Source organism: Parapedobacter flavus (assembly GCF_035818675.1).
In the GTDB taxonomy this organism is placed as follows: Bacteria; Bacteroidota; Bacteroidia; order Sphingobacteriales; family Sphingobacteriaceae; genus Parapedobacter; species Parapedobacter flavus.
Genome location: NZ_JAYKZZ010000011.1, coordinates 239751 through 262442 on the forward strand (window position 1 = coordinate 239751; position 22692 = coordinate 262442).

The following is a 22692-nucleotide window of genomic DNA, read 5'->3' on the forward strand; positions in this document are numbered from 1 at the left end:
TCACTTTGGGTCCTTTTCCAGCACGGGTTCTTCGGCGTTCACGTCTTTTTTCCATTGCGCGAGCAATTTTTTGAGGGCGGCAGTTTTTCCGGGCAGCTGCCGGGCGAGGTTATTTTGCTCGCCAGGATCGTCCTTCAGGTTATACAGTGCGTAGCGATCGCGTGCATAAAAATACAGCAGTTTATAGTCGCCCTGCCGTACGGCACTGGCCATCCGCTCTTTCCACCGGCCCGTTTCTGAGGGGTAATGCCAGAACAGGTTGCGGGGCTGGGGCTGTTGCCCCTCGGTGAGCAGGGGCAGCAAGTTGATGCCATCCAGTTGCTGGCCCTGGGGCGCAGTGGCACCCGCGGCGGCGATAAACGTGGGGTAAAAGTCGGTGCTGGTCACCGGCTCATGGCTCACCTGCCCAGGCTGGATATGACCCGGCCACCGCATAATCAACGGGTCGCGGATGCCGCCTTCGTAGAGCCAGGTTTTCCCGGCTCGGAGGTTGCCGTTGTTTCCGATCCGCCCGGGACCGCCGTTGTCGGAGAAAAAGACCACCAGCGTATTTTCGGCCAGCCCCTGTTCGCGGAGGGTCTGGAGCAGTCGACCCACACCGTCGTCGATGCCCTCGAGCATCGCTGCCAGGTACGGGTTATCCGGGTGGCGGGCGCCGGTTTTGGCATCGGCCCCCACGCCGTATACCTCGGCCGCCTTACCAGCGCCGTATTTGGCGTCGAACTTTTTCCGGTATTTGGCCACCACCGGGGCGGGGGCTTCCAGCCGCGTGTGGGCGCTGTAATACGAAAGGTAGAGGAAAAAGGGCGTGTCTTTGTTGCGTTCCACGAAGCGGCATGCTTCGTCGCTCTGCCTGTCGGTGAGGTATTCATTCTCGGCACCTTCGGTGAAAGTGGCGATCTTATCGTACGGGAAGAAGTAATCGCCATCGGCGATGTACTTGGTTTCGGTACCGATGACCTCATCGAACCCGTGCTTATCGGGGCCACCGGGGTTGGCCCCGAAGTCGGTATCGAGGTGCCATTTGCCGATCAGGGCAGACCGGTATCCGGCGGTGCCCAGGGCCTCGTTCAGCGTTACGTGGCTGTCGGGCGCCAGGTAGCGCGATGTCTTGCCCGGCAGGAAGTCGGTGATGCCTACCCGCGCCGGGTATTGGCCGGTCATGATGCTGGCACGGGTGGGCGAGCACACGGGTGCGGCGGCATACGCCTGGGTAAACCGGATGCCCTCCGCGGCCAGCTGGTCCAGGTGAGGGGTCTCATTGAAGGTATTGCCGTACGTGCCCAGTTCGCCCCAGCCGAGGTCGTCTACCAGGATGAAAACGATGTTGGGTGGTCTGTCGCCGGCGGCTTGCGCCTGTAGTGATAAGGGGTTTACAAACGCCGAAAGGATGCCGGTGATGCATAATAGGGCAATGCTATGGTGTCGCATGTGTTTCTTCATTTTCGCTTAAAGGGTTTGTCCATGGCCGCGCCGCGGTCGCCTTGCCGCTGCATCCATGCTTCCAATTCGGTGCGCATGGTGGCGATGGTGTTTCGGTGGGCCGCCTCATTGGCCAGGTTATCGATCTCGTAGGGGTCGGCATGGAGGTCGTAGAACTCCACGGCCGGCCTGTTGGCAATGCGTTCGGCTAAAAATGCCGCGTGTTCGTCGGTTTCGGCACGGTGGAGCCAGGTGGCATACGCATGATTGGGTTTGGCCGGATTCATCATGTATTTGATGTAATAGGTGCTATCTGGCGTGAGGTTGAGAATGAGCTTATACCGATGGCTGCGGATGCTGCGGATGGGGTAAGGCGGGCCTTCGGGGATGTTGTTGTGGATACCAAAGGCATAGTCGCGATGGTCGGTGCGCCGGCCATCCAACACGGCGAGGAAACTCCGTCCGTCGAGCCCGTTAATGGGTTTGCCCCCGGCGATATCGATGAGCGTAGGGGTTACATCTTCGTATTGGATGATGGCGTCGCTTTCCGAACCCTGGGGCACACGGCCGGGCCATCTGACAATCATGGAGCTTTTCTGTCCGCTATCCCATAAGGTCCACTTCGCTCCGGGAAACTGTGCGCCCTGCTCGCCAAGGAAAATCACAATGGTGTTTTTATCCTGGCCGGTTTCTTTCAGCAGCTGCATCACATCGCCCACCTGGTCGTCGAGGCGGCGCACCTCGGCGAGGTAACGCGTAAACTGCTCGCGGATCAGCTCCGTATCGACCCAATGGGCGGGTAGCTGCAGCCGGTCGGCATCGAATTCCGACGGGTCGCCCACAGTCCATGGGCCGTGGGGATTGATACTCATCACGAACAAGCAGAACGGCTTTTCCCGCCGCGTGATGTATCTCCGTATGCTATCCAGCGTATAGTCGTCCGTTTTGGCCACGCAGATGGGTTCGAACCCTTCGATGATCTCGAAGGGGAACACGGCTTTCGGCTTGGTGACGTGGTTTTTGCCGGTGAGGGCGACACCATAGCCGAGGTCGTTGAGGTAGTGGGCCACACTTTTGAGGCCGGGCCGCACGGATTTATGGTTTTGGTAGGCGCCATGGCGGGCGGGATACAAGCCCGTAAAGAGCGACGCCCGTGTAGGGATGCACATGGCTTCCGAGGCGATCATCTGGTTGAATTTCATGCCTTCGGCCGCCAGGGCATCGATGTGGGTGGTCTGCAGGTTCTGTCCGCCATAGCAGCTGAGCTGCCGGGAGTCGAGGTCATCGGCCATAATGATGACAATGTTGGGGCGCGCTGCCTGTTGGTTGTTTTTTTGCTGGCCGGAGGCCGCATGTGGGCTGCCGTACAGCAGGGTAGCGATCAGTACCACGGGTATCGTTAGCTTTTTCATTGTGCGTCTTTGTGGGTGGTCACGTTTTTTGCCGAGTTGTTTTGGAGGATGCCGGGCACGACATGTCCGTCGGGGGCTTCCATATCCAGCCCGAGCAGCCGGGCGATGAGGGGCGCCACGTCGACGATTTCCAGGCGTTCTATTTTTTGCTGCTGCCGGATGCCGGTTCCCTCGGCGATGAAGCCCGTTTCCATGCCGGGTGTTTCGGGGTGGTAGCCGTGGGCCGACCCGAAGGTGCGTTTCCGGTAGGGGATGCCCTTGATGGCTTGCGCGGCGGGGCTTCCTTTTTTCATGGCCAGCGCGAATGCTGCCCCGGGGTTGGCGCCCATCCGGTCGAGTTCATCACGCTCCACGATGCGGAACAGGGTGTCCTGGCTATCGGGCAGTTCGGCCAGTATCTTCCGGACCTCCTGTTCGGTCTGGCGGTCGCCGGGATCGTTCAGGAAGAGGAACGCCGAGCCACCGGCGGTTTCGAACCGGGCTTTCCAGTGCTGCTTGTCGGTAATGAGGCCGTTTGTCTTGAGGTAGATGTTTGGCGAGAATATGGCCTTGGTATCGGCATGGCCATGGTCGCCGGTAATCACGATGGCGGTCTGCTCACGGATGCCGGCTTCATCGAGGGCCTGTATCACGGTGCCGATGAGGCTATCGATCACTTCTACCGCGTGCCGCACTTCGGGGGCGTCTGTGCCGTGGCGGTGCTGGGTGTGGTCGGCCCCGAGGAAATGGATGGCCGTAAGGTTCGGCTTATAGGTCTTGATAACGTAGGCGGATAGTTTGCCAACGGTCTTATCGTAACTGTGGTCGCGGTGGCCCAGGTCGTCTGCGTGCAGGGTGCCATAGGCGTGCTCAAAGCCAGGGAGGAAAGATCCGGGGGTAACGTAGGGACGCGTGATGGCCAGCTGGTCGCCTTGTTCATCGCGATTGGCCCGCCGCACGGGAATGTTATAGTCGATCGGCGCGCCCACACTGGCCGGCCAGAAGATCGCTGCCGAGGTTTTGCCGGCGGCGTGGACCGCATCCCAGAGGGTGGGCACCCGGATGGAGTCGGCTTCCCAATACCACGCACCGATTTTACTGTCTTTAATGCCATTATATAAGATGCCATGCTGTGCGGGGTAGGCGCCGGTGACCAGCGAGGTGTGCGACGGGTAGGTCACCGAAGGAAAAACGCTTGCGGCGCCTTCGGCCATCACCCCTGCTGCGGCGAGGCGCTTCAGGTTGGGCGTGTGCCAGCTGGCATCGAGGTAGAATGGCGGCCGGAGCCCGTCGATGGAAATCAGCACCACATGGTTGGTTTGCGGGGTATCGTGCACGGGCTGGAGTTCGACATCGTCGACCCAGAGCGTGGTACCGGCCTTTGCACCGCCGAAATAAAGCGCCAACCGGTATTGGCCATCGGCGGGCAACGGCTGCGATACGCCTCGGGTGGTGCGGGCGTCTGTGCCGATGGCGATGGCTTGGTCGATCACGGTTATTCCGTTCTTGCCGACCTGTTCGAGCCGCAGGGAGCCGCCCGACGGGCGATCGGCCACCGCCTTCATGGCCACTTCGAACCGCTCGCCCTTCTTCGCGCGGAAGGGCCAGAACAACGCCACCGCTTCGGGGGCGGTGCCCGGGCGGGCTATGGCGACGCGGGCCGATTTTGGTCCGGAGAGCTTACCGGTGGTGTCGGCTACGACGGTAGCGTCGGCACCGGCGCCGACATGTATGCGCCAGCCCCCCAGGTTATCGTCGAAGGCGCCGTTGATCTGCCGCCGGTAGGCTTGCTTGCGCTGGCCGTATTCGCGGGTATCGAGCGGAAAGATGCCGATGTCCTTGCCCCATGCTTGCCATCCGGCGTACATGCGTTGCACCCGCTTGGGCGCACGGGCCGATAAGTCATGCAGCTCCGTAGGGTCCTCTTCCAGGTTATATAACCGGAGGTTTGCCGGGTCGAAGGGCTGCCCCTCGGGGGTTTTGGCTACCAGTTTCCACTTCCCATCGCGCACGGCGAGGTTTGCTTCGTGTTCCCAGAAGACCTGGCCGCGTGCGTTGCCGTGGCCCGTAAAGTGCGGAACCAGGCTTTTGCCCACCAACGGGTGGATGGCATAGCCCTCTTTCGCGGAGGGGTAGGTTGCGCCCGATACCGCTACGCAGGTGGCCATGATGTCGGTTAAGTGGCCGTATTGGCTCACGAATGTATTGTTCAGTGCCCGGTCGATGCCGTCGGGCCAATGGACCACCAATGGCGTGGCGATGCCGCCTTCATAGGTGAAGTGTTTATACGACTTGAAGGGGGTGCTGCTGAGGTTTGCCCAGTCGATGCGGTAACTTTCGAAGGTATCTTCCTTGCCATCCACCGCTTTCCGCTTGCCGCTGCTGATGTACTCGGCGCAGGCACCGTTGTCGCTCAGGAAAAAAATCAACGTATTGTCGAGCTCCCCCCGCTCCCGGAGCTCGGCAACGATACGGCCGATGCCTTGATCCATACGGTCTACCTGCGCCGCATAGATGGCCATGCGCATGGCCATTTCCTGCTGCTTAGCCGGTGTTAAGCGGTCCCACGCCTCCACGGCCGAGTCGCGCGGCGACAGGTGGGCCTGCGGACCGAAGAGCCCCATTTCGCGCTGGCGGTGGAACCGCGCTTCGCGCAGGGCGTCCCACCCGGCCAGGTAGGTGGCTTTATATTTATCGATATCTTCCTGGAGGGCATGCAGCGGCCAGTGGGGTGCGGTATAGGCAACATACATGAAAAACGGGTCGTCGGGATGGGCCTGTTGGTGCTCATCGAGGTACTGCACGGTGGTGTCGCTGATGGCATCGGTGAGGTAGAAATTGTCGGGCGCCCGGTAGCGGTCGTTACCGCTATAGATCACCGGCGTGAAATAATTCGCTCCACCGGGGATGATGCCAAAATACCGGTCGAAACCGCGTTGCAGCGGCCAGTTGTCGGTGACCATGCCATCGATTTTCCGTTCGTTGGTTAAATGCCACTTTCCGCTCATGTAGGTACGGTAGCCGGCGGTTTTCAACACTTCGGCAATGGTAACCGCGTGGTTGTTGAGGTTGCCCTGGTAGGCGGGGGTGCCCAGATCGGCAGCGGCCATCCACCCCATACCGGCCTGATGCGGATAGAGACCACTCATCAGCGCGGCCCGCGTAGGGCAGCAGCGGGCGGCGTTATAAAATTGCTTGTAGCGTACGCCTTCGTGGGCCAATCCGTCGATGTTGGGCGTTTGTATTTCGCCGCCATAGCAGCCGATATCGGAAAAGCCCAGATCATCGGCCAAGATCAACACGATATTGGGGCGCCGGTTTTCGGCGCCCTGCTGTGCCGGTGCGGCCAGGGTGCATAAGGTCCCTGCAACCGTGAGAAAAAATACCCTTCGCAGAAAGTTATCCATTATTCGTCCGTTTACTGATGGCTATAAATCTACTGTAAAGTTGGGAATAAATTTTCATTCCGCGGGGAAGACGGTCTTCGTCGTGAACCCAACTTCGTAAAAGGACCGCTCTTCCCATTGGCCATCGGTGTTTTCTAATGTTGCGGTTTTGCGCGTCAGCGCATTCACGTGGATAAGTCCCTTCTTTCCGTTCGCCGTTTTAAACAGGTATACGTTGCCCGCTTCGATCTTCACGGTATCCAGGCCGGGGTCGGCCAGTGCGGTAATCAATGCCTCATCTACCCGCGATACGGCCCGGTAGTCGGCCGGGGTCCATTCGGTACGGGCAAATTTAGCCTCCTGCAGGCCGGGGATGGTTAACAGGTCGTAATCGGTGCGTTGGGCGGGGTTGACCAGCGCCGGTACGGGGTCTTCGCCGGCGGCCGGGATGACCACATCGCCCAGCGAGAAGTCGATCGCGCCGGCATGTTCGGTATCGCGCATGTACACCCGCCCCGAAAGCCACGTGGCATAGAATGGTCCGTAATAGTTGGCGGCGGTCTCCATGCGGCTGGCCTCAGAAAAATGAACCGATGGCGTAATGCGGATCAGGAGGTTTTTTTCAAATACCTGTTCCAGCGTATCGGTAACGACGACTTTGATGCATTTGTTTTCGGTTAAATCCGATAGCGTATAGGTCGTCGAGAAATTGCTTTCGGGCTGATCAAATTGCTGAACCGTTTGTTCGATCAGCGCCCCCCGGTTGCCGCTTCGTGGGTCTGCTTCGTATATTTGGAACAGGCGGATAACCGCGCCGGCCGACTGCACATTGATTTCCGCGGTATAGTCCATTACGCCCTTGCCGACATCGACGATGCTGGTATCGCCCCCTTCCGAGAAGTGGATTTTCACATCGGGATCAAACGATATTTCTTCAAAATCTTTGCCGCACGATGCGACTAATATCATCCCGAAAATGGCGAGCAGCAACGCCGTCCTGTTCGTTCCGTTTTTTTGTTGTTTCGTTTTCATCTATTTCTTTTTTATGGTTGATGAGCGCTCGATGCAAATCATCGTAATTAATATCCTGGGTTTTGATAAATCAGTGGGGCATTGTTGACCTCCGCAACCGGAACCGGCGAGAGGTTCATCCGTTTATTGTAGCTCCGTTGGTCGAGTACCTTACGTACAAACTTCCCGTTTTCCACATCAATGCCAATGGCGGGGCGGTTCATCACGTCGTGGGCGATCTGCCACCGCCGGATATCGAAAAACCGGTGTTCTTCGAAGCAAAGCTCAACCCGCCGTTCTTTGCGGATCCGTTCACGCAGGGTGGCCTGCGTGTAATCCGCTGCGCTGAGGGGGGTGGTAATGCCGGCCCGCGCCCGGATGCGGTTCAGTTGTTCTACCGCTGCTTGCCGCGCACTGGCATCATCGAGCGATTCGTTAACCGCTTCGGCATAGTTCAGTAACACTTCGGCATAGCGCATCATGATGAAATTCATCGACGTCTTGCCATTATCGCGGTGGTCGATACGATCGTCGAGGTACTTCACCAGGAAATATCCGCTGCCCCAGTTATTCGGGGTGGTGAGGTCTACCGTGGCGGTACCTTTGTTGACACTCGGCCAGGTGGCTCCGTGGTGAAGGATGGTTTGGTAGAACCTCGGATCGCGATTGGCATATGGATCTTGCTCATCATAGCCCGAAAGGGGATTGATAATGGGACTATAATCGGCGTTGTAGCCGGTAATCGGCTCGGTGCCGTCGGCCATATCGTACGCATCGACCAGCCATTGGGTGGGCACGGTAGTGAGCTCCTTGTTGACGTTCCAGGGATTAAATGCGGGGAAAAGGTTATACAGGTCGTTGTCGGGCGCCCGGAGGTACACCAGTATATTTTCGGGGTTGTTCCGCTCGTTGAAGTAACGGGTGTAACTTTTCTCCGCTTCGCCGGGCGCAACGTATAATCGGTGCACCTGCGTCGCATCGGCATAGGTGATGAGTTCTTCGGCCGCGGCAGCAGCCTCGGCCCAGGTAACGCCCGACTCCTGGAAGAGTGGGCTCGCGGCGTACAGGAGTGTGCGGGCCTTATAGGCCATGGCGGCGGTACGCGTTACGCGCCCGTAGTCGGCACCGTCCCATTGGTCGGGAAGCGCACCCTCGGCCGAAAGCGCATCGAATTCATTGGCAATGAACCGGACGGTTTGCTGGAGGGTTTCCCGCCTCACGGTATCAAAGGCAAAGGGGTCTTCGGGGGCCATGGAAATAACCAGCGGACCGAACCAGCGGAAGAGTTCGTGGTAGAAGTAAGCCCGTAGAAACCGTGCCTGGTTGGCACTGCTCTGCTTCTCGCTTGCCGGCAGGGGCGACTGGTCGACATGGGCCAGGAAGATGTTGGCATTCCGGATCGCCCGGTAGAAGAAGTTCCACGGATGCTCGGTAACCAACGGGTTGCTGGTGCCGGAGATGGACCCCGTGATGTACTTCTGGATGCCCGGCGATACGCCGGCGTTCCGGGTGGTATTGCCGGCCCCGTCGTCGGTGGCATTATCCAGCATAGCTACCGTTACATTCATGTTGAACAGCATGGAAAAGCTCCCGCTGTTATTGTTCCGTACGTCGCGCATGTTACCATACAGGTTGTACAGCGCCTTTCGGGTATTCTCGGCATCCGTGAATACTTTATCGCTGGTCAGTTCGTCCAAATCGGTGCTATCCAACAGTCCTTCATTGCTGCACCCGGCAAGCAAGAGAACGCTTAGGAAAACAGATAATCTCTTCATGTTCATCGTTTAGAATCCAACATTTAATCCAAAATTTATCACCCGTTGCTGCGGGTAAAACCGCCCCACATTCCGGTCGGGATTCGATTCCGGATCAATCCGCTTCACTTCATCCCAGGTAAACACGTTAAACGCGTTGGCAAAAATACGGACCGTGTTGAGCGGCAATTTCCCCAGCAACGTGTTGGGAAGAGTATACCCGATCTGTATATTTTTGAGCCGCAGGTATTTGCCGTCGCGCAGCCAGAAATCCGACAGGAAGTAGTTTTGGTGGTTGCCGTTTGCCTTCTGCAAAAAGCGGGGATACGTAGCGACATCGGCGGTTTCGGGGGTCCATCGGTTCACGTGCTCCGCGAAATAATTACCCCAACTGTTGTCCCAACCCACATCACCGGCCATATATACCGAGCTACGCGTGGCGCCCTGCAAGAGTACGCTCAAGGATATGCCTTTGTACGTTACACCCGTCGACAGGGAGAATGTATACTCCGGTGTCGTGCTGTTTCCAATAATCGATTGGTCATTTTGGTCAATGATACCATCCCGGTTGATGTCTTTGTATTTGATATCGCCAGGAGCCACGTTTGACAAGCCGAACTGCTGGGGCGAAGCGGCAATTTCTTCATACGAGTCGAAGAAGCCATCAAATTGGTAACCGATGAATTGCCCGATGGGATGCCCCGTTGCCTTCATGTAGTCAAACGGTTGATTCACCTCACTCATGGCGATGATGGTATTGCGCGCATAGGCATACTGTGCTTTGGCAAAGTAGTTGAAGTCTTTGGATGTTTTATCGCGCCATCCCAGTTCCAGCTCGAAGCCCCGGTTGTCTACCACGCCCAGGTTCTCGGGTGCTAAGCTATTGATGCCGGCCATCATCAGGAACCGATCGGGAATCGTGAGGATATTGGTGCGGTGTTCCTTGAACATATCGGCATTGAGGGTAAGCCGGGAGCGCAGCCACCGGGTTTCCAATCCGAGGTTGTACTTCGAGGCCATTTCCCACTGGATCTGCTCGTTGGCCATCCTACCCTCCTGCAAGCCCGTCACGTTCGGGTTGTGCGTTTCGCCGAATGAATACGACGCGCCGTTGACGTAGGTAGACCGGTAGTAGTAGGAGAAATTGCCCAGCTGGTCGTTGCCCACCTGGCCGAACGACCCCCTCACTTTGAGGAAATTGAGGGCATCCCACTCGGGCATGAACGCTTCGTTGGTCAGTATCCAGCCGGCAGACACCGCGGGGAACAGCTGGTAGCGATGCCCTTTCGCAAACCGGTTTGAGCCGTTGTAACCGAGGTTGACCTCGAGCAGGTACCGGTTCCGGTAATCGTAATTCGCACGGCCGATGACGGCTTGGTAAACATGGGGAACATAGGAGTACTGCCCACCGGGCACCGACCGGGCATTGAAGTTGCCCAACACGACGCCCGACACGTGGTGGCCATTGAATTCTTGTTTATAGCGGACGGAGAGTTCGGCATACTGGTTGTATGCACCCGATGTCTTTCCGGAGTCTTGGAAAGGCAACACACCGCGCAGCCCCTGCAGGTAGGAGTCGTTTTGCGGATTATAGGCGTAAAGGTACGGGCGCCACTGCATGCCCCGCCAATTGTTCCAGTCCACGTCAAACGCATATTTCCCATCGACCGATAGTCCTTTCAGCAGTTTGCGGAGGTCGTAATCGAGGGTAAAGGCCGTTTGCAGCTCGTTGCTGAAGTCGGATCGGAACCCGGTATTCGCGATGGTCACCAAGGGGTTCTGGCGCCACACGCCGATGGCCCCGCCAAAACTTCCATTGGGGTTCATCAGAGGGAATGCTTGCGGCGCATTGCGGTAAAATGCGGCAAACAAGCGGAGCCCCTCGCCGTTGCTTCCCAGGCCATCGTAGGTGGCGGGCCGGTTTTCCTTCCGGAACAGATACGACATGTTGACGCCGAGCTTCAGGTCTTCGCTCAGGGTAATGTCGATATTGGAGCGGGTGGTGACGCGGTTGTAGAAATAAGAGGCATCGTATTCTTTCGGTCCGAGGGCTTCGTCAACCTCGGGCGACAGCTCGATGAGCTGCTTCAAGTCGGGCCGTTCGCGCAGCGCATTGATGTCTGACTCAAACATCCCCTCTTGGGTAAAATAACCGGCCGACACAAAATAACGGACCACCTTGTTGCCGCCGGTGATATTGAGGTTGTACCGCTGCTGGCTGCCGGGTTTCGTGAAGGTTTCGACGAAATTGTTGTCGGGGTGCGTAAAGGGGTTTTCTTGGGTGCGGTACAGGTAATTGTCGTACTCGGAAACGGGGAAGTTGCTGGTATTGGACGTGCTAGAAGGGTCTAACCCGACGTTGATGGTACCCTCGCGCTGAAATCGGGATGTCGTTTCGGCGTTGAGCGCCTCGGTGAGGCGGTTGAAATGGGTGAGGCCGTACTCGGCGTTGAAATTGATCTTGGATTTGCCCACGGCCCCTCTTTTGGTGGTGACCAACACCACGCCGTTTGCGCCGCGCACACCGTAAACGGCCGTGGCCGAGGCATCTTTCAATACGGAGATGCTTTCGATATCGCTCGCTTCGATTTGCCGGAAATCACGTTCTACGCCGTCGACCAGTACGAGGGGATTCGAGTTGTTGAAGGTGGCTTTGCCCCGGATGAACAGGGCGGCATCATCCTGCCCGGGCCGGCCGCTCACCTGCCGGGTAATCAGGCCCGGTACGCGGCCGGTAAGGGCGTTGGTGGCACTAGACGCGGGCGTGCTGGTGATCTCATCGGACGTGACGCTCGAGATGGCGCCGGTAACCGAGGCTTTCTTCTGCTCGCCATAACCTACGACCACCACCTGCTCCAGATCGATGCCCTGGCCCGAGAGGATCACCTCAACGGCGTTCATGCCACTCACATCGAGCTCTTGGGGGCTATAGCCCACCATCGTAAATAGGAGCTGCGGGCTGGATGCATCATCCAATACAATAGAAAATACGCCGCTTTCATTCGTGAACGTGCCGCTGGAGGTACCCACCTGGCGGATCGATACGCCGGCCAGTGCCACGCCCGATTCATCGTTTACCGTGCCCCTCACCGTTTGCTGGCTAAAACCGGCGGAACACCAAAGTATGCATATACTAACTAAAAATAGGCTTCTCATCTGATTACGTTATCTTTTAGGGTTACCATCCTGGGTTTTGTTCAATCTGCGGGGATATGCGTATTTCGCGCAGGGGGATGGGATGCAAATACATATTGGGCTGGAACTTTCGCTGTTCATCAACGGCGAAGTAATCTACCGTGGTTTGGTTGCCGGCCTGTTCGATGCGTACGCCCGAGACCGGCTGCCCCAGCAGATCCCCATCGAGCCACCGGCGGAGGTCGAAGTACCGTTGTTCTTCGAACGACAATTCCACGCGGCGCTCCTGCTTAACTTTATCGCGCATGGTGGCTACGTCTGTCACGCCATCCAAATAGGTGTCGTTCTTGAAGCCGGCCCGTTCGCGCACGGCATCCACGGCATCCTTGGCGGTCAGTCCGTAGCCGTGGGGGTCGGCATCGGGCCCGTAGGCTTCGTTCATGGCTTCTGCGTAGCAGAGCAGCACATCCGCCAGCCGGATCAGCGGGAACAGGTGGAACGCCTGGCCGGGGTTACCACTCGAAAAGTCAATGCTGAAATCGAGGAATTTTTTCAGGTAGTAACCGGTGTTTGTCGACCGGTCGATGGTAACGTTGAGTCCATCCATGGTGGCACCCTGGCCGAGCTGGGTGTATATGGTGCCCTGCGGACCGTACTTTGACCCGTTGAAGCCGACGGTGGCCCCGAAGCGGGGGTCCCTGCCGGTATAGGGGTCGGTGGCATCGCTACGTACAAAATCGCTCCCGTCGGCCCGGGTAAAGGCATCCACAAATTCTTGTGTGGGCACGGTGCCACCCCCCGAATTGCGGGAGAGCGAAGGGGGGAACTGGCGGTTTTCGAGGCCGTTGCTGCGCGTTGCGCCGACGAACAGGATGTACTCCCTATTGGGCGAGGAGGTAAATAGCTTGGCGTAGTTGCCGTGTAAGGTATACATATCGGAGCCGTTGGGCCGCTTCAGCTGGATGACATCTATGCACGCTGCGGCGGCGGCTTCCCACCGGGCCTGTATGTCGGCGGGCGACGGCGACACATAGCCGATGAGCGGGTTGGTATTTCCTGCTTGGTTAAACAAGGGACTGGCCGCAAAAAGCAGCGTTTTGGCTTTGACGGCCAATGCGGCACCTTTGGTCATGCGGCCGAAGCCGCCGCCGCCGCCCACCGGGTTGACGGCCAGGTAGGTCGCCGCGGAGTCGCACAGGCTAACGATGTGGTTGACACACGCGTCGAACGTGTTGCGCTGCTTCACGGCAAGCTCGGGGTCGCCCAGCGTATAGTATTTATCGATGATGGGGAACCCGCCGTAGTGGCGCAGCAGGTCAAAGGCATACCATGCCCGCAAGGCATACATTTCGCCCGAATAGGTGTTTTTGATTTCGAGGACATCTTCAGCGCTCTTGTTGTTCAGCACGAGGTCGATCTCTGCCAGGCTTTTCTGTACGAACAGGGCCTGCCGGATACCTTGGTACGATACCTCCCAGGGGTTGACGACGGGGCTGCTGGCATTGACATACGCGCGGGAAAGCCGGTGGATGGCCGAGTTGCGGATGGTGCTCATGCCATCGTCGGTGGCGGCACCGAGGAACGATCCGGATATGCGGTTGAAGCCGCCGGTGAGGAACGAATAAGCTTGGTTGATGGGCCGCTCATAGTTGTGCTCCATCGAGAATACGTCTTCGGGCTGTGCCCAATCGTATGGAAATTCATCCATGTAGTTGCAAGACGAAAACGCGAGGGCGAGCAGCAGGACAATCGGGTGTTTTCTCATGATTCTTTACTTTTTAAAACCTTACGGATAAGCCGACGCTCATGTTGCGGGTGAGCGGCATCGTGCCGGAGCTGCCGGTATCTTCGGGGTCTAATGGGTTATCTTCAACGGTCCACACCCACAGGTTATAACCGTTTAGGGTAATGCGGAGGTTATCTAAAAACAGGTTCTTCAGGGCGTTACTCGGTAGCTCGTAATACAATTCGACCGTCTTCAGTCGCAAGTAGCTCACATCCCGCATCCAGAATGACGAATTTTGGGTGTTGTTGACGTTATTGTGGACGGCCGATATACGGGGCAGTGCGGCCGACCGATTCTCGGGTGTCCAATAGTCGAGCTGGTGCGCATAGATGGTTCCATCGCCGATAAACGGATAGGCGACCCGGTTTTCAAGTATCCGCGTGGCGCGCCCCGCTCCCTGGAAGAGGAACGTAAGCCCGATGTTTTTATAGGAAAGGGCACCATTGAACCCGTAAAATATACGCGGTACGCGGCCGTAGCCCAGTGGCACCTGGTCATTTCGGTCGATCACCCCATCGCCGTTGATATCCTTGTATTTGATGTCGCCGGGATGGACATCGGAAAAAGTCTGCCGGGGTGAGGCAGCAATTTCGTCGTACGAGTCAAACAGGCCCAACGCGGTATATCCCGTGCGGATATCCTGCGGGAAACCAGCGTTCTGCAACCAAAAGTAGGGTTCGTCGATCTCGCCGGTTTTGACGATATGGTTGTCGGTCTGCGAAAAGGTAGCGCCTATGCGGTAGGCCAGGTTGCCCACGGACGCGTGCCACGACAGTGCGGTCTCGTATCCACGGGCGTACATTTCGCCAATGTTTTCATTGATCGTGACGGTGGTACCCAGCAGGGCGGTCACCTGGTTATTCACCATATACATATCGTGCCGCCGATCGTGGAAATAATCGAACACCAGCGATAAGCGGTTGTCTAGCAAATGGAGGTTGGCGCCCAGGTTGAGCTGCTGCGATTTCTCCCACGTAAGGCCCGGGTTGGCGATGATGTCTTCGATATAGCCGCCCACGTTGTTCATGGCATTGCCGAATTGGTAAACGCCGCCGATGGCCCGCAGGCGCGATTGATACTGGAATTCGGACACGCCGCGCTGGTTGCCAACCAGCCCATACGATCCGCGCAACTTCAAGTAGGAAATGGCGGGTTTCAGGGTGGCGAAGAAGGCTTCGTTAGACACTGCCCACCCGGCCGTGACGGTAGGGAAGAAGCCGAAACGATGATCCGGGGCAAATTTGTAAACGCCGTGGTACGACCCGGTTAAATCGACGTAATACCGATGATCGAAATGGTAGCCGACCCATGATCCGATGGTTTGGAAGCGGCTGGGAATGGAGGTCTGGTTATCAAACTCGTACTGGTTGTAGAACCCCGAGGCAAACAGGGCATGTTTACCGAAATCTCTGGTGTATGACAACTGGAAATCTAACGAGGTGCGGGCATCGCTTTCGCGGCTGCTTACGCCGTTATTCATCCGGTCGTCGTTGCCGGTCCGCCGCAGCAGGTTGGCGTTGGCTCCATCCCGCTGGTAGAAGGCAAATGCTTTCTCCCGATTGGTCACCGCGCCGGTGAAGGCGTCCATCGACAGCGTTGCCGATGCCGTCAACCCATCGGTTATAAAAGAAAAATCCTGTGTCAGCTGTGCCCGGAACGAACCGTACATCCGGTTCAAGACCGAGTATCCATTGCGGTTCAATAGCGCCCAAGGGTTGGTATGCAGGTTACTCCCCGCCGTGATGCGGCCATCGATACCGTTCACCAAGCTTCCTTCCTGATCCACATATTGTCCGTTACTGAGGTAATACGGAGGAAAAGCGTTTGCCGGGGTGGTCACCAATTTTTCGTATGCGCTAAACGAATCGCCACCGGGCCTGTTCTGTTTGTCGTACCAGCCATAAAGATCCAGTTTGAGCACGGTGGTGGGCATCACGTCTACTTCGAGGTTAGACCGCAGGTTATACCGGCTCGTTGCATTGTTCGTGCTGTAAGACGAGGCGGCATCGGTATTGAACATGCCATTTTGGTTAAGAAAGCCGCCGTTGATAAAATACCGGGTGCGGTTTGACCCGCCCGAAACGCGTACGTTATGCCGCTGAACCCAACTGTTTTCCCTGAAATAGTCGCCCAACCAATTCACATCCGGGTAACGTTCGGCATCAACACCTTCGCGGTTACGGTATTGGTTCAGGTACGCATTCGAATAGCGCGCTGAGGCGTCCCGGCCGTCAGCCTTCATGGCTTCATTGTAATGTGTGGCGTAGGTAAGTGCGTTTACGGGCTCCAGGAGCCCAATCGGTTGCTGGTTAATCAGCTGCGAGGTGATCTCGATCGAAGGCTTCCCGATGGTTCCTTTTTTTGTGGTTACCAAGATGATGCCGTTGGCGGCGCGCGTGCCATATAGTGCGGCCAGCGACGCGTCTTTTACCACGGTGATATGGGCAACCTCGCGGGTAGACAGTACACCGAAGGCTCGTTCCTGGCCATCAACAAGCACCAGCACCCCTTCGGAATTGGTCCGCCGTCCGCGTATCCAGTAATCGGCCGACTCATTCACGGTTCCACCCGAGGTCTGGATGGTATACAGCCCCGGCACCAACCCGGATAAGAGGTTGGTGAGGTTGGTCACCGGAAGGTTTTCCAGCTCTTCTGCCGTGATCGTATAGGCCGCCCCATTAAAGTCGTGTACGCTCATGGTGCGGTAGCCAAGGTCCAACGTATCGCGCTGCTGTCCATTCGAAACAAATGGTATCTGCCACAGAAGGAGGCTCCCAACGAAATAGGGAATAAGGATTCTCATACCACTAACTTTAATTTAAATTTATAACACTCGTATAGTTAAGATGGCTCATCGCTGCCGCGCGAACCGCTTGTAATTGATTAAACAGGTTTATACTACGCTGTAATTGTTTTGCAATACTACCCGCTTGCTGCTTTCCATGATGCCATATTTGTCGCGATTTCTATAACTTCTGTATAACGTTCCCATCCAACGGCATCTCACCTTACCCAACGCAGCCTCGTACGGCGAAAAAGGTTAAATGCGGTTGCTCTGGCGATTCCCGTTGAATGAGTGCGACAGTAGTTATCATGCGCGCCGGATGGCATAGGCCGCAGGGGGTTGGGCCAAAAACAACAAACCCGGAGCCAGGGGATGCCTGATTCCGGGTCATATCAGCTCATGAGATGAGCCGCGAAGCGTCGTTCTACCAGAATATCGTATAGATCGCCACCAGCAAGCCCACGATGATCACCGTGCCGGCGAGGAAGCCGGGGTGCACTTTAAACATGCTGCGATCCACCTGCAGCCCTTTGGGCACCACACCGCGTTTGTTTTCAACGATGCTGATGAGCAACATGCCCAGGATACAGAACACGAACACAATGCCCATGCGGTCGATAAACGGTATTTCGTAGATGCCTGCGGCATTGGGCACGGCCAGTCCGACGGCATAGAGGCCGGAGAGGTCTGTCCATTCGGGCAGGAACTTCAAGATCACCGACAGGGCAAAACCGCCGATGGTGGCGAACAACGCCGCATTGGAGGTGGCTTTCTTCCAGAAGAACCCAAGGATAAACATGGCGAAAATGCCGGGCGACACGAAGCCGGTGTATTCCTGGATATACTGGAAACCGCCCTTTTCGATGCCCAAATGTGGCGCGATGATCACGGCCAGGATCATGGTGATGACGATGGTGATCTTGCCGATATTGACCAGTTTCCGCTCGCTCGCTTCTTTATCGAATATCTTTTTGTAAATATCCAGGGTAAAAATGGTAGCAATACTGTTGGATTTACCGGCCAACGACGCGACTACGGCAGCAGTCAGCGCGGCGAATGCCAACCCTTTTAACCCTACGGGCAGCAGGTTGAGCAATACGGGGTAAGCCTTATCGGGACGGACAGCGCCGGCCTCGAGCATTTCCTGCTGGAAAAACCCTTCTTGATAAAGCACGTAAGCGGCAATACCGGGCAACACCACGATAACGGGCATCAGCATCTTGAGGAAAGCAGCAAACAGGATACCGTTACGTGCCGTCTTGAGGTCGGCGCCCAGTGCCCGCTGGGTGATGTATTGGTTACAGCCCCAGTAATTGAGGTTCACGATCCACATGCCGCCGATCAGCACCGACAGGCCGGGCAGGCTAATGTAATGCTCCTGCGTTTTGTCGAAAATCATATCGAAGTGCGAGGGTGCATTGTCATGCAACAAGCCCAGACCACTGAGCACCCCGCTGCCACCGAAATGGTCGGCCACCATATTCAACGCCAGGTAGGTGGTGGCCAGGCCGCCGAGTATGAGTACCAGCACCTGGATCACATCGGTATAGCCGATCACCTTCATGCCGCCCAGCGTAATGAAAATGGCAAAGATGGCAATACCATACATACAGACCGTGAAATTGATATCGGATATGGCCGACACCGCCAGGGCGCCCAGGAACAGGATGGATGTGAGGTTCACCACGATGTACAGCAACAGCCAGAACACCGCCATGATGGTGCTCACCGTGCCGTTGTACCGCTGATTGAGGAACTGCGGCATGGTGTAAATCTTATTCTTAAGGTATACCGGGATGAAAAACACGGCGACAATGATGAGCGTGGCGGCTGCCAGCCATTCGTAAGCGGCAATGGCCAGTCCCAGCTTAAACCCATCGCCACTCATGCCGATGAACTGCTCGGCCGAAATATTGGAAGCAATCAACGAGGCCCCGATGGCCCACCACGTGAGCGACCCTTCCGCGAGAAAATAGTCTTTGGTGTTGAGTTCTTTAGATCGCTTACGGTAGTAAATCCAAAGGCCGTAGCCGGCGATAATAACGAAATAGCAGAGAAAAACAATATAATCTGATGTTGCTAAGGTGTTCATTATGCTTCCTATTCATTAAGTCTATAACCGCCGCTAATGTAAATATTAATCGCATAAAATCAATATGGGCGACCTATATTTGGCGGTTTATTTTAACGGAACGAAAGTAATTTATTGATTAAAAGCGCATTAAAGTGGTGTTACAAAAACACTAAGGCTTTTCATGTCGTCACGTAAACTGCCCGATAAAATAGGATATGATGTTCGGATAACATATGATGGTGAACACCAACCCGAATACGGCGCCATAAAAGTGCGCATCGTGGTTGATGCCATCGCGCGCATTGCGCGATGCCCACACACAATAGCCCAAGTAGAGAAAGGCAAACAGCCAGGCGGGCATGGGGATGATCAAGAAGATGCCGAGCATGGTTTTGGGCTGGAACAGGATGAAGCTGAACAAGACGGCGCTAATGGCGCCCGATGCCCCGAGGCTGTAGTAGTTGGGGTTGTGGCGCTCTTTGAATACGGTGCGCACATCGCTCAACACGAGGCCAAGGATATACAACAGGGCGAATTGCAGGTGGCCCCAGGCGCTCAAGCTCACCAATATCGATTCCAGAGCGAAGCCAAAGAAGTAAAACGTGAGCATATTGAACAGCAGGTGCCCCCAATCTTTATGGATAAGGCCGCTGGTTAGCAGGGTGTAGAGATGGCGCCCGCGGCTCACGCTGTGCGGGTGGAGCATAAACCGACCGAAAAGGTGGTGGTTTGAAAAGGTGTAGATACTGGTAGCGATGGTAAAGGCAAAAATGATGCTGGCTACCGGGGTCTGGATCAGATATTCTTTCATCCTATAATCTTCAACTGCCGAAAGTAAGAAAAAAAGGGGGTACTCAAAACAAATCGAGCTGCTTTCCTCCCTTTGGGGTGAACAAATCCAGCCGCAGTTCGGGCAGGCAGCGGTCGCCGAGGTACTGCTTCACGCTGAGTTTGAACAGCTGCCGGATGCTTTCGGCCTCCTGACCTTCGCCCTTCATGCGGGTTCCCCACCGGCTGTCGTTGAGCTTTCCGCCGTGGCAGGCGGCAATGCCATGAAGTACTTTTTCGGCCCGGTCGGGGTAGGCCTTGTGTACCCAATCGGTAAACAAGTCGCCAATGGCGCCGTTGAGCCGCACAATCGTATACCCTGCGCCACGTGCACCGTGGTGCGCAGCCGCCTCGATGACGCGCGGCACCTCCTCGCTATTGAGGCCGGGAATGATGGGGGCACACATCACCATCACCGGTATGCCCGCATCGCTAAGCCGCTTGATGACCTGTAGCCGGCCCTTTGCCGTAACCGTGCGCGGCTCCATCTTCTGCCGCAGCGACTCGTTCAGCGAGTTGAGCGAAATGGCGACATGGACAAGGCCCAGGCGGGCCAGTTGCGAGAGGATTTCCACATCGCGCAAAATGAGGTTGTTTTTGCTGATGATAGAAACCGGATGGCGGTGGCGCAGCAGCACCTCTAGGATTGCGCGGGTGATGCCGAGCTTGCGCTCCACGGGCTGGTAGCAGTCGGTATTGCCCGAGAGCATGATCGGCTGCGGCCGGTAGCCACGGGCGTTGAGCTGGCGCTCCAGTACGCTGGCGGCGTTGCGCTTCACGATGATTTTCCGTTCGAAATCGAGCCCGGCACTGTAGCCCCAGTACTCGTGGGCGTTGCGGGCATAGCAATAGATGCAGCCGTGCTCGCAACCTTGGTAAGGGTTGAGGGAGTACCCCATGCGGACGTCGGGGCTGTCGTTGACGCTGATGATTTTCTTGGGGTTTTCTTCAATAAGCTGGGTATTCGAATTTTCGAGGAATTCTTCATCCAACCCTTCGATGTGCTCAGCGACGTACCGCTGTGCGGCAAACTTATTGTGCGTATTCACCTGGGCGCCGCGGCCCTTGAAATATTCGGGGTTCTGTATCGTATCCATTGCACAAATATACTAAATAAATTAGTGTAGTCATTTACCCTTGCGCGTGGAGAAGTAATTGTTAAAAAATGTTAAACCGATAAAACCAACGTATCAAAGCCTTATCTTTGTGGCTCATAATTTAGGTTTATAATTGGTTAGTTTAAAAGGTTTCCATTCTCCCCGTTTGGAAACCTTTTTTTATTGACCCGACCATGCCGCCCGCATCCACCCATATCCCTCCTTCACCATTTTTTTACATAAATTTCATGCGTAGTATACCTGAAATTCGTTTCTTTGTAACAAAATGAAACAGAACGGAAGTAAAATTAACCAGGTAGTAAAATAAAAAGCAAATTTATGAAGAAGCAAGCGTTCTACCTCGGCATGGGGTTTCTCATGCTGTCGTTGCCATCTCTAGGGCAACAGCTCGCAAAAGGAGTGGTCTTTGACGACCAGAATCAAAACGGCACCAAAGAACGGCGCGAAAAAGGCATCGCCGGCGTGTCGGTTACCAACGGCCTCCAAGTGGTTCAAACCGATGAGAAGGGACGTTATGAGTTGCCCGTGGGCAACGACCAGATCATTGCCGTCATCAAGCCGGGCAACTACGATGTGCCGGTAGATGACAATCAGCTGCCCCAGTTTTTCTACATCCACAAGCCCGACGGCTCGCCCGAGCTCAAGTATCCGGGCGTGGCACCCACCGGTCCGCTGCCCAAGAAAATCAATTTCCCGTTGGTGAAGCATGAATCGGGCGACGATTTCAAGATGATCCTTTTCGGCGACCCACAGGTGTATACCGAAGATGAGGTGCGCTACTACGAGCAGGGCGTCATCGCCGAGCTGCGCGGGGCAGAAGGCTATGTATTTGGCATGAGCCTGGGCGACCTGGTAGGCAACAGGCCCGACCTGTTCAATCCCTATATCGCCGCCACTAAACAAGTGGGTGTGCCGTGGTATAACGTGATGGGCAACCACGACCTCAATTTCGACGTCACGGCCGATTCGCTGTCGGACGAAGCCTTCGAAGCCCATTTCGGGCCCAGCACCTACGCCTTCAACCAAGGTAAGGTGCACTTCATCGTGATAGACGATATCCTCTACCCCGATCCGCGCGACGGCGACGGCTACTGGGGCGGCCTCACCGACCAGCAGCTCACCTTCATCGAGAACGACCTGCGGTACGTGCCCAAAGACCACCTGGTGGTATTGGCCTTCCACATCCCGTTTACCAGCGCCTACCGCAAGAAAGATCGCGATCGCCTCTTCGAGCTGCTGCAGCCGTTTCCCCACACCCTCTCGTTTTCGGCCCACACCCATCGGCAGTCGCACTTTTTCCTGACGGGCGACCACGGCTGGCTGCGCGATGAGCCACACCACCACTACAACGCCGGCACCACCTCGGGCAACTGGTACAGCGGCCGCTTCAACGATGCCGGCGTGCCCGCTTCCATGATGGCCGATGGCACTCCCAAGGGCTACGCCCTCGTAAGCTTCGATGGCAACCAATACCAGATCGACTACAAAGTGGCCGGCAAACCCGCCACGCACCAGATCGGCATTTTTGCACCCAAGGTAACCGCAGCGGGCATCAGAGGATCCATCACCATCTACGCCAACTTCTACATGGGCGGCGCTAACGATACCGTGCAGGTGCGCATCGGGGATGGCAAATGGACCACCATGAAACGCGTGGAAGAGTACGACCCCACCTTCGTTGCCGAGCGCATCGCGTGGGACCGGACCGAAACCATCTGGGAAGGCCGGAAGCCCGGCGAACCGAGCATCAGCAACCACCTGTGGAAACTCAACGTGGCCAACCGAAAGCTCAAGCGCGGTAACCACACCATCGAGGTGCGTGCAACCGATATGTTCGGCCGTACCTTCACCGAAAAAGCATCGTTGACGGTTCGTTAAACATCTTATTGCAGCATATTAGACCTTACATGCAGGCTATGCCGCCGCCAACAGCGGGGCATAGCCTTTTTGCTTCCCGGCCCTGCGGGTTTCCATAATAAGCGTACCTTTGCGCGCTTAACGC

At 56.4% G+C, this 22692-nt stretch carries 12 protein-coding genes; 1 reads left to right on the top strand and 11 read right to left on the bottom strand.

From position 1 onward, the window contains the following. The 11 genes from U9S71_RS10775 to U9S71_RS10825 form a co-directional block, all read right to left on the bottom strand. Nucleotides 1-1443 (bottom strand): sulfatase, encoded by a 1443-nt coding sequence (locus tag U9S71_RS10775; protein ID WP_326327422.1) that lies wholly within the window; start codon nucleotides 1441-1443, stop codon nucleotides 1-3. Continuing rightward, complete coding sequence (locus U9S71_RS10780) at nucleotides 1440-2834, bottom strand: sulfatase family protein (protein ID WP_326327423.1); 1395 nt, start codon at nucleotides 2832-2834, stop codon at nucleotides 1440-1442. The genes U9S71_RS10775 and U9S71_RS10780 overlap by 4 nt, the downstream gene beginning before the upstream one ends. Continuing rightward, nucleotides 2831-6220: a sulfatase-like hydrolase/transferase gene (locus U9S71_RS10785; RefSeq protein ID WP_326327424.1), complete on the bottom strand. Its 3390-nt coding sequence runs from the start codon at nucleotides 6218-6220 to the stop codon at nucleotides 2831-2833. The genes U9S71_RS10780 and U9S71_RS10785 overlap by 4 nt, the downstream gene beginning before the upstream one ends. 54 nt (nucleotides 6221-6274) lie before the next feature. Beyond that, nucleotides 6275-7231, bottom strand: coding sequence for a hypothetical protein (locus U9S71_RS10790; protein ID WP_326327425.1), 957 nt, complete (start codon nucleotides 7229-7231; stop codon nucleotides 6275-6277). A gap of 47 nt (nucleotides 7232-7278) precedes the next feature. After that, on the bottom strand, nucleotides 7279-8985 hold the full coding sequence (locus U9S71_RS10795) for a RagB/SusD family nutrient uptake outer membrane protein (RefSeq protein ID WP_326327427.1): 1707 nt from the start codon (nucleotides 8983-8985) through the stop codon (nucleotides 7279-7281). A gap of 9 nt (nucleotides 8986-8994) precedes the next feature. Continuing rightward, entirely contained in the window at nucleotides 8995-12120 is a 3126-nt protein-coding gene (locus tag U9S71_RS10800; RefSeq protein WP_326327428.1) for a SusC/RagA family TonB-linked outer membrane protein, read from the bottom strand. 22 nt (nucleotides 12121-12142) lie between these two features. Continuing rightward, on the bottom strand, nucleotides 12143-13864 hold the full coding sequence (locus U9S71_RS10805) for a RagB/SusD family nutrient uptake outer membrane protein (protein WP_326327430.1): 1722 nt from the start codon (nucleotides 13862-13864) through the stop codon (nucleotides 12143-12145). Nucleotides 13865-13877: 13 nt separating this feature from the next. After that, nucleotides 13878-16688, bottom strand: a complete 2811-nt coding sequence (locus U9S71_RS10810; RefSeq protein WP_326327431.1) for a SusC/RagA family TonB-linked outer membrane protein — start codon at nucleotides 16686-16688, stop codon at nucleotides 13878-13880. Between the two features lie 406 nt (nucleotides 16689-17094). Beyond that, on the bottom strand, nucleotides 17095-18762 hold the full coding sequence (locus U9S71_RS10815; protein ID WP_326327433.1) for a sodium/sugar symporter: 1668 nt from the start codon (nucleotides 18760-18762) through the stop codon (nucleotides 17095-17097). Between the two features lie 169 nt (nucleotides 18763-18931). Further along, nucleotides 18932-19555: a rhomboid family intramembrane serine protease gene (locus tag U9S71_RS10820; RefSeq protein WP_326327434.1), complete on the bottom strand. Its 624-nt coding sequence runs from the start codon at nucleotides 19553-19555 to the stop codon at nucleotides 18932-18934. A gap of 43 nt (nucleotides 19556-19598) precedes the next feature. Beyond that, a complete protein-coding gene (locus U9S71_RS10825) occupies nucleotides 19599-20669 on the bottom strand; it encodes a PA0069 family radical SAM protein (RefSeq protein WP_326327436.1) in 1071 nt (356 codons plus the stop codon). Nucleotides 20670-21008: 339 nt separating this feature from the next. Here U9S71_RS10825 and U9S71_RS10830 point away from each other — a divergent pair, with 339 nt between their 5' ends. Continuing rightward, the gene (locus U9S71_RS10830; protein WP_326327437.1) at nucleotides 21009-22568 is read left to right on the top strand and encodes a calcineurin-like phosphoesterase family protein; all 1560 of its coding nucleotides are present in this window, start codon (nucleotides 21009-21011) and stop codon (nucleotides 22566-22568) included. The last annotated feature ends 124 nt before the right edge of the window (nucleotides 22569-22692 follow it).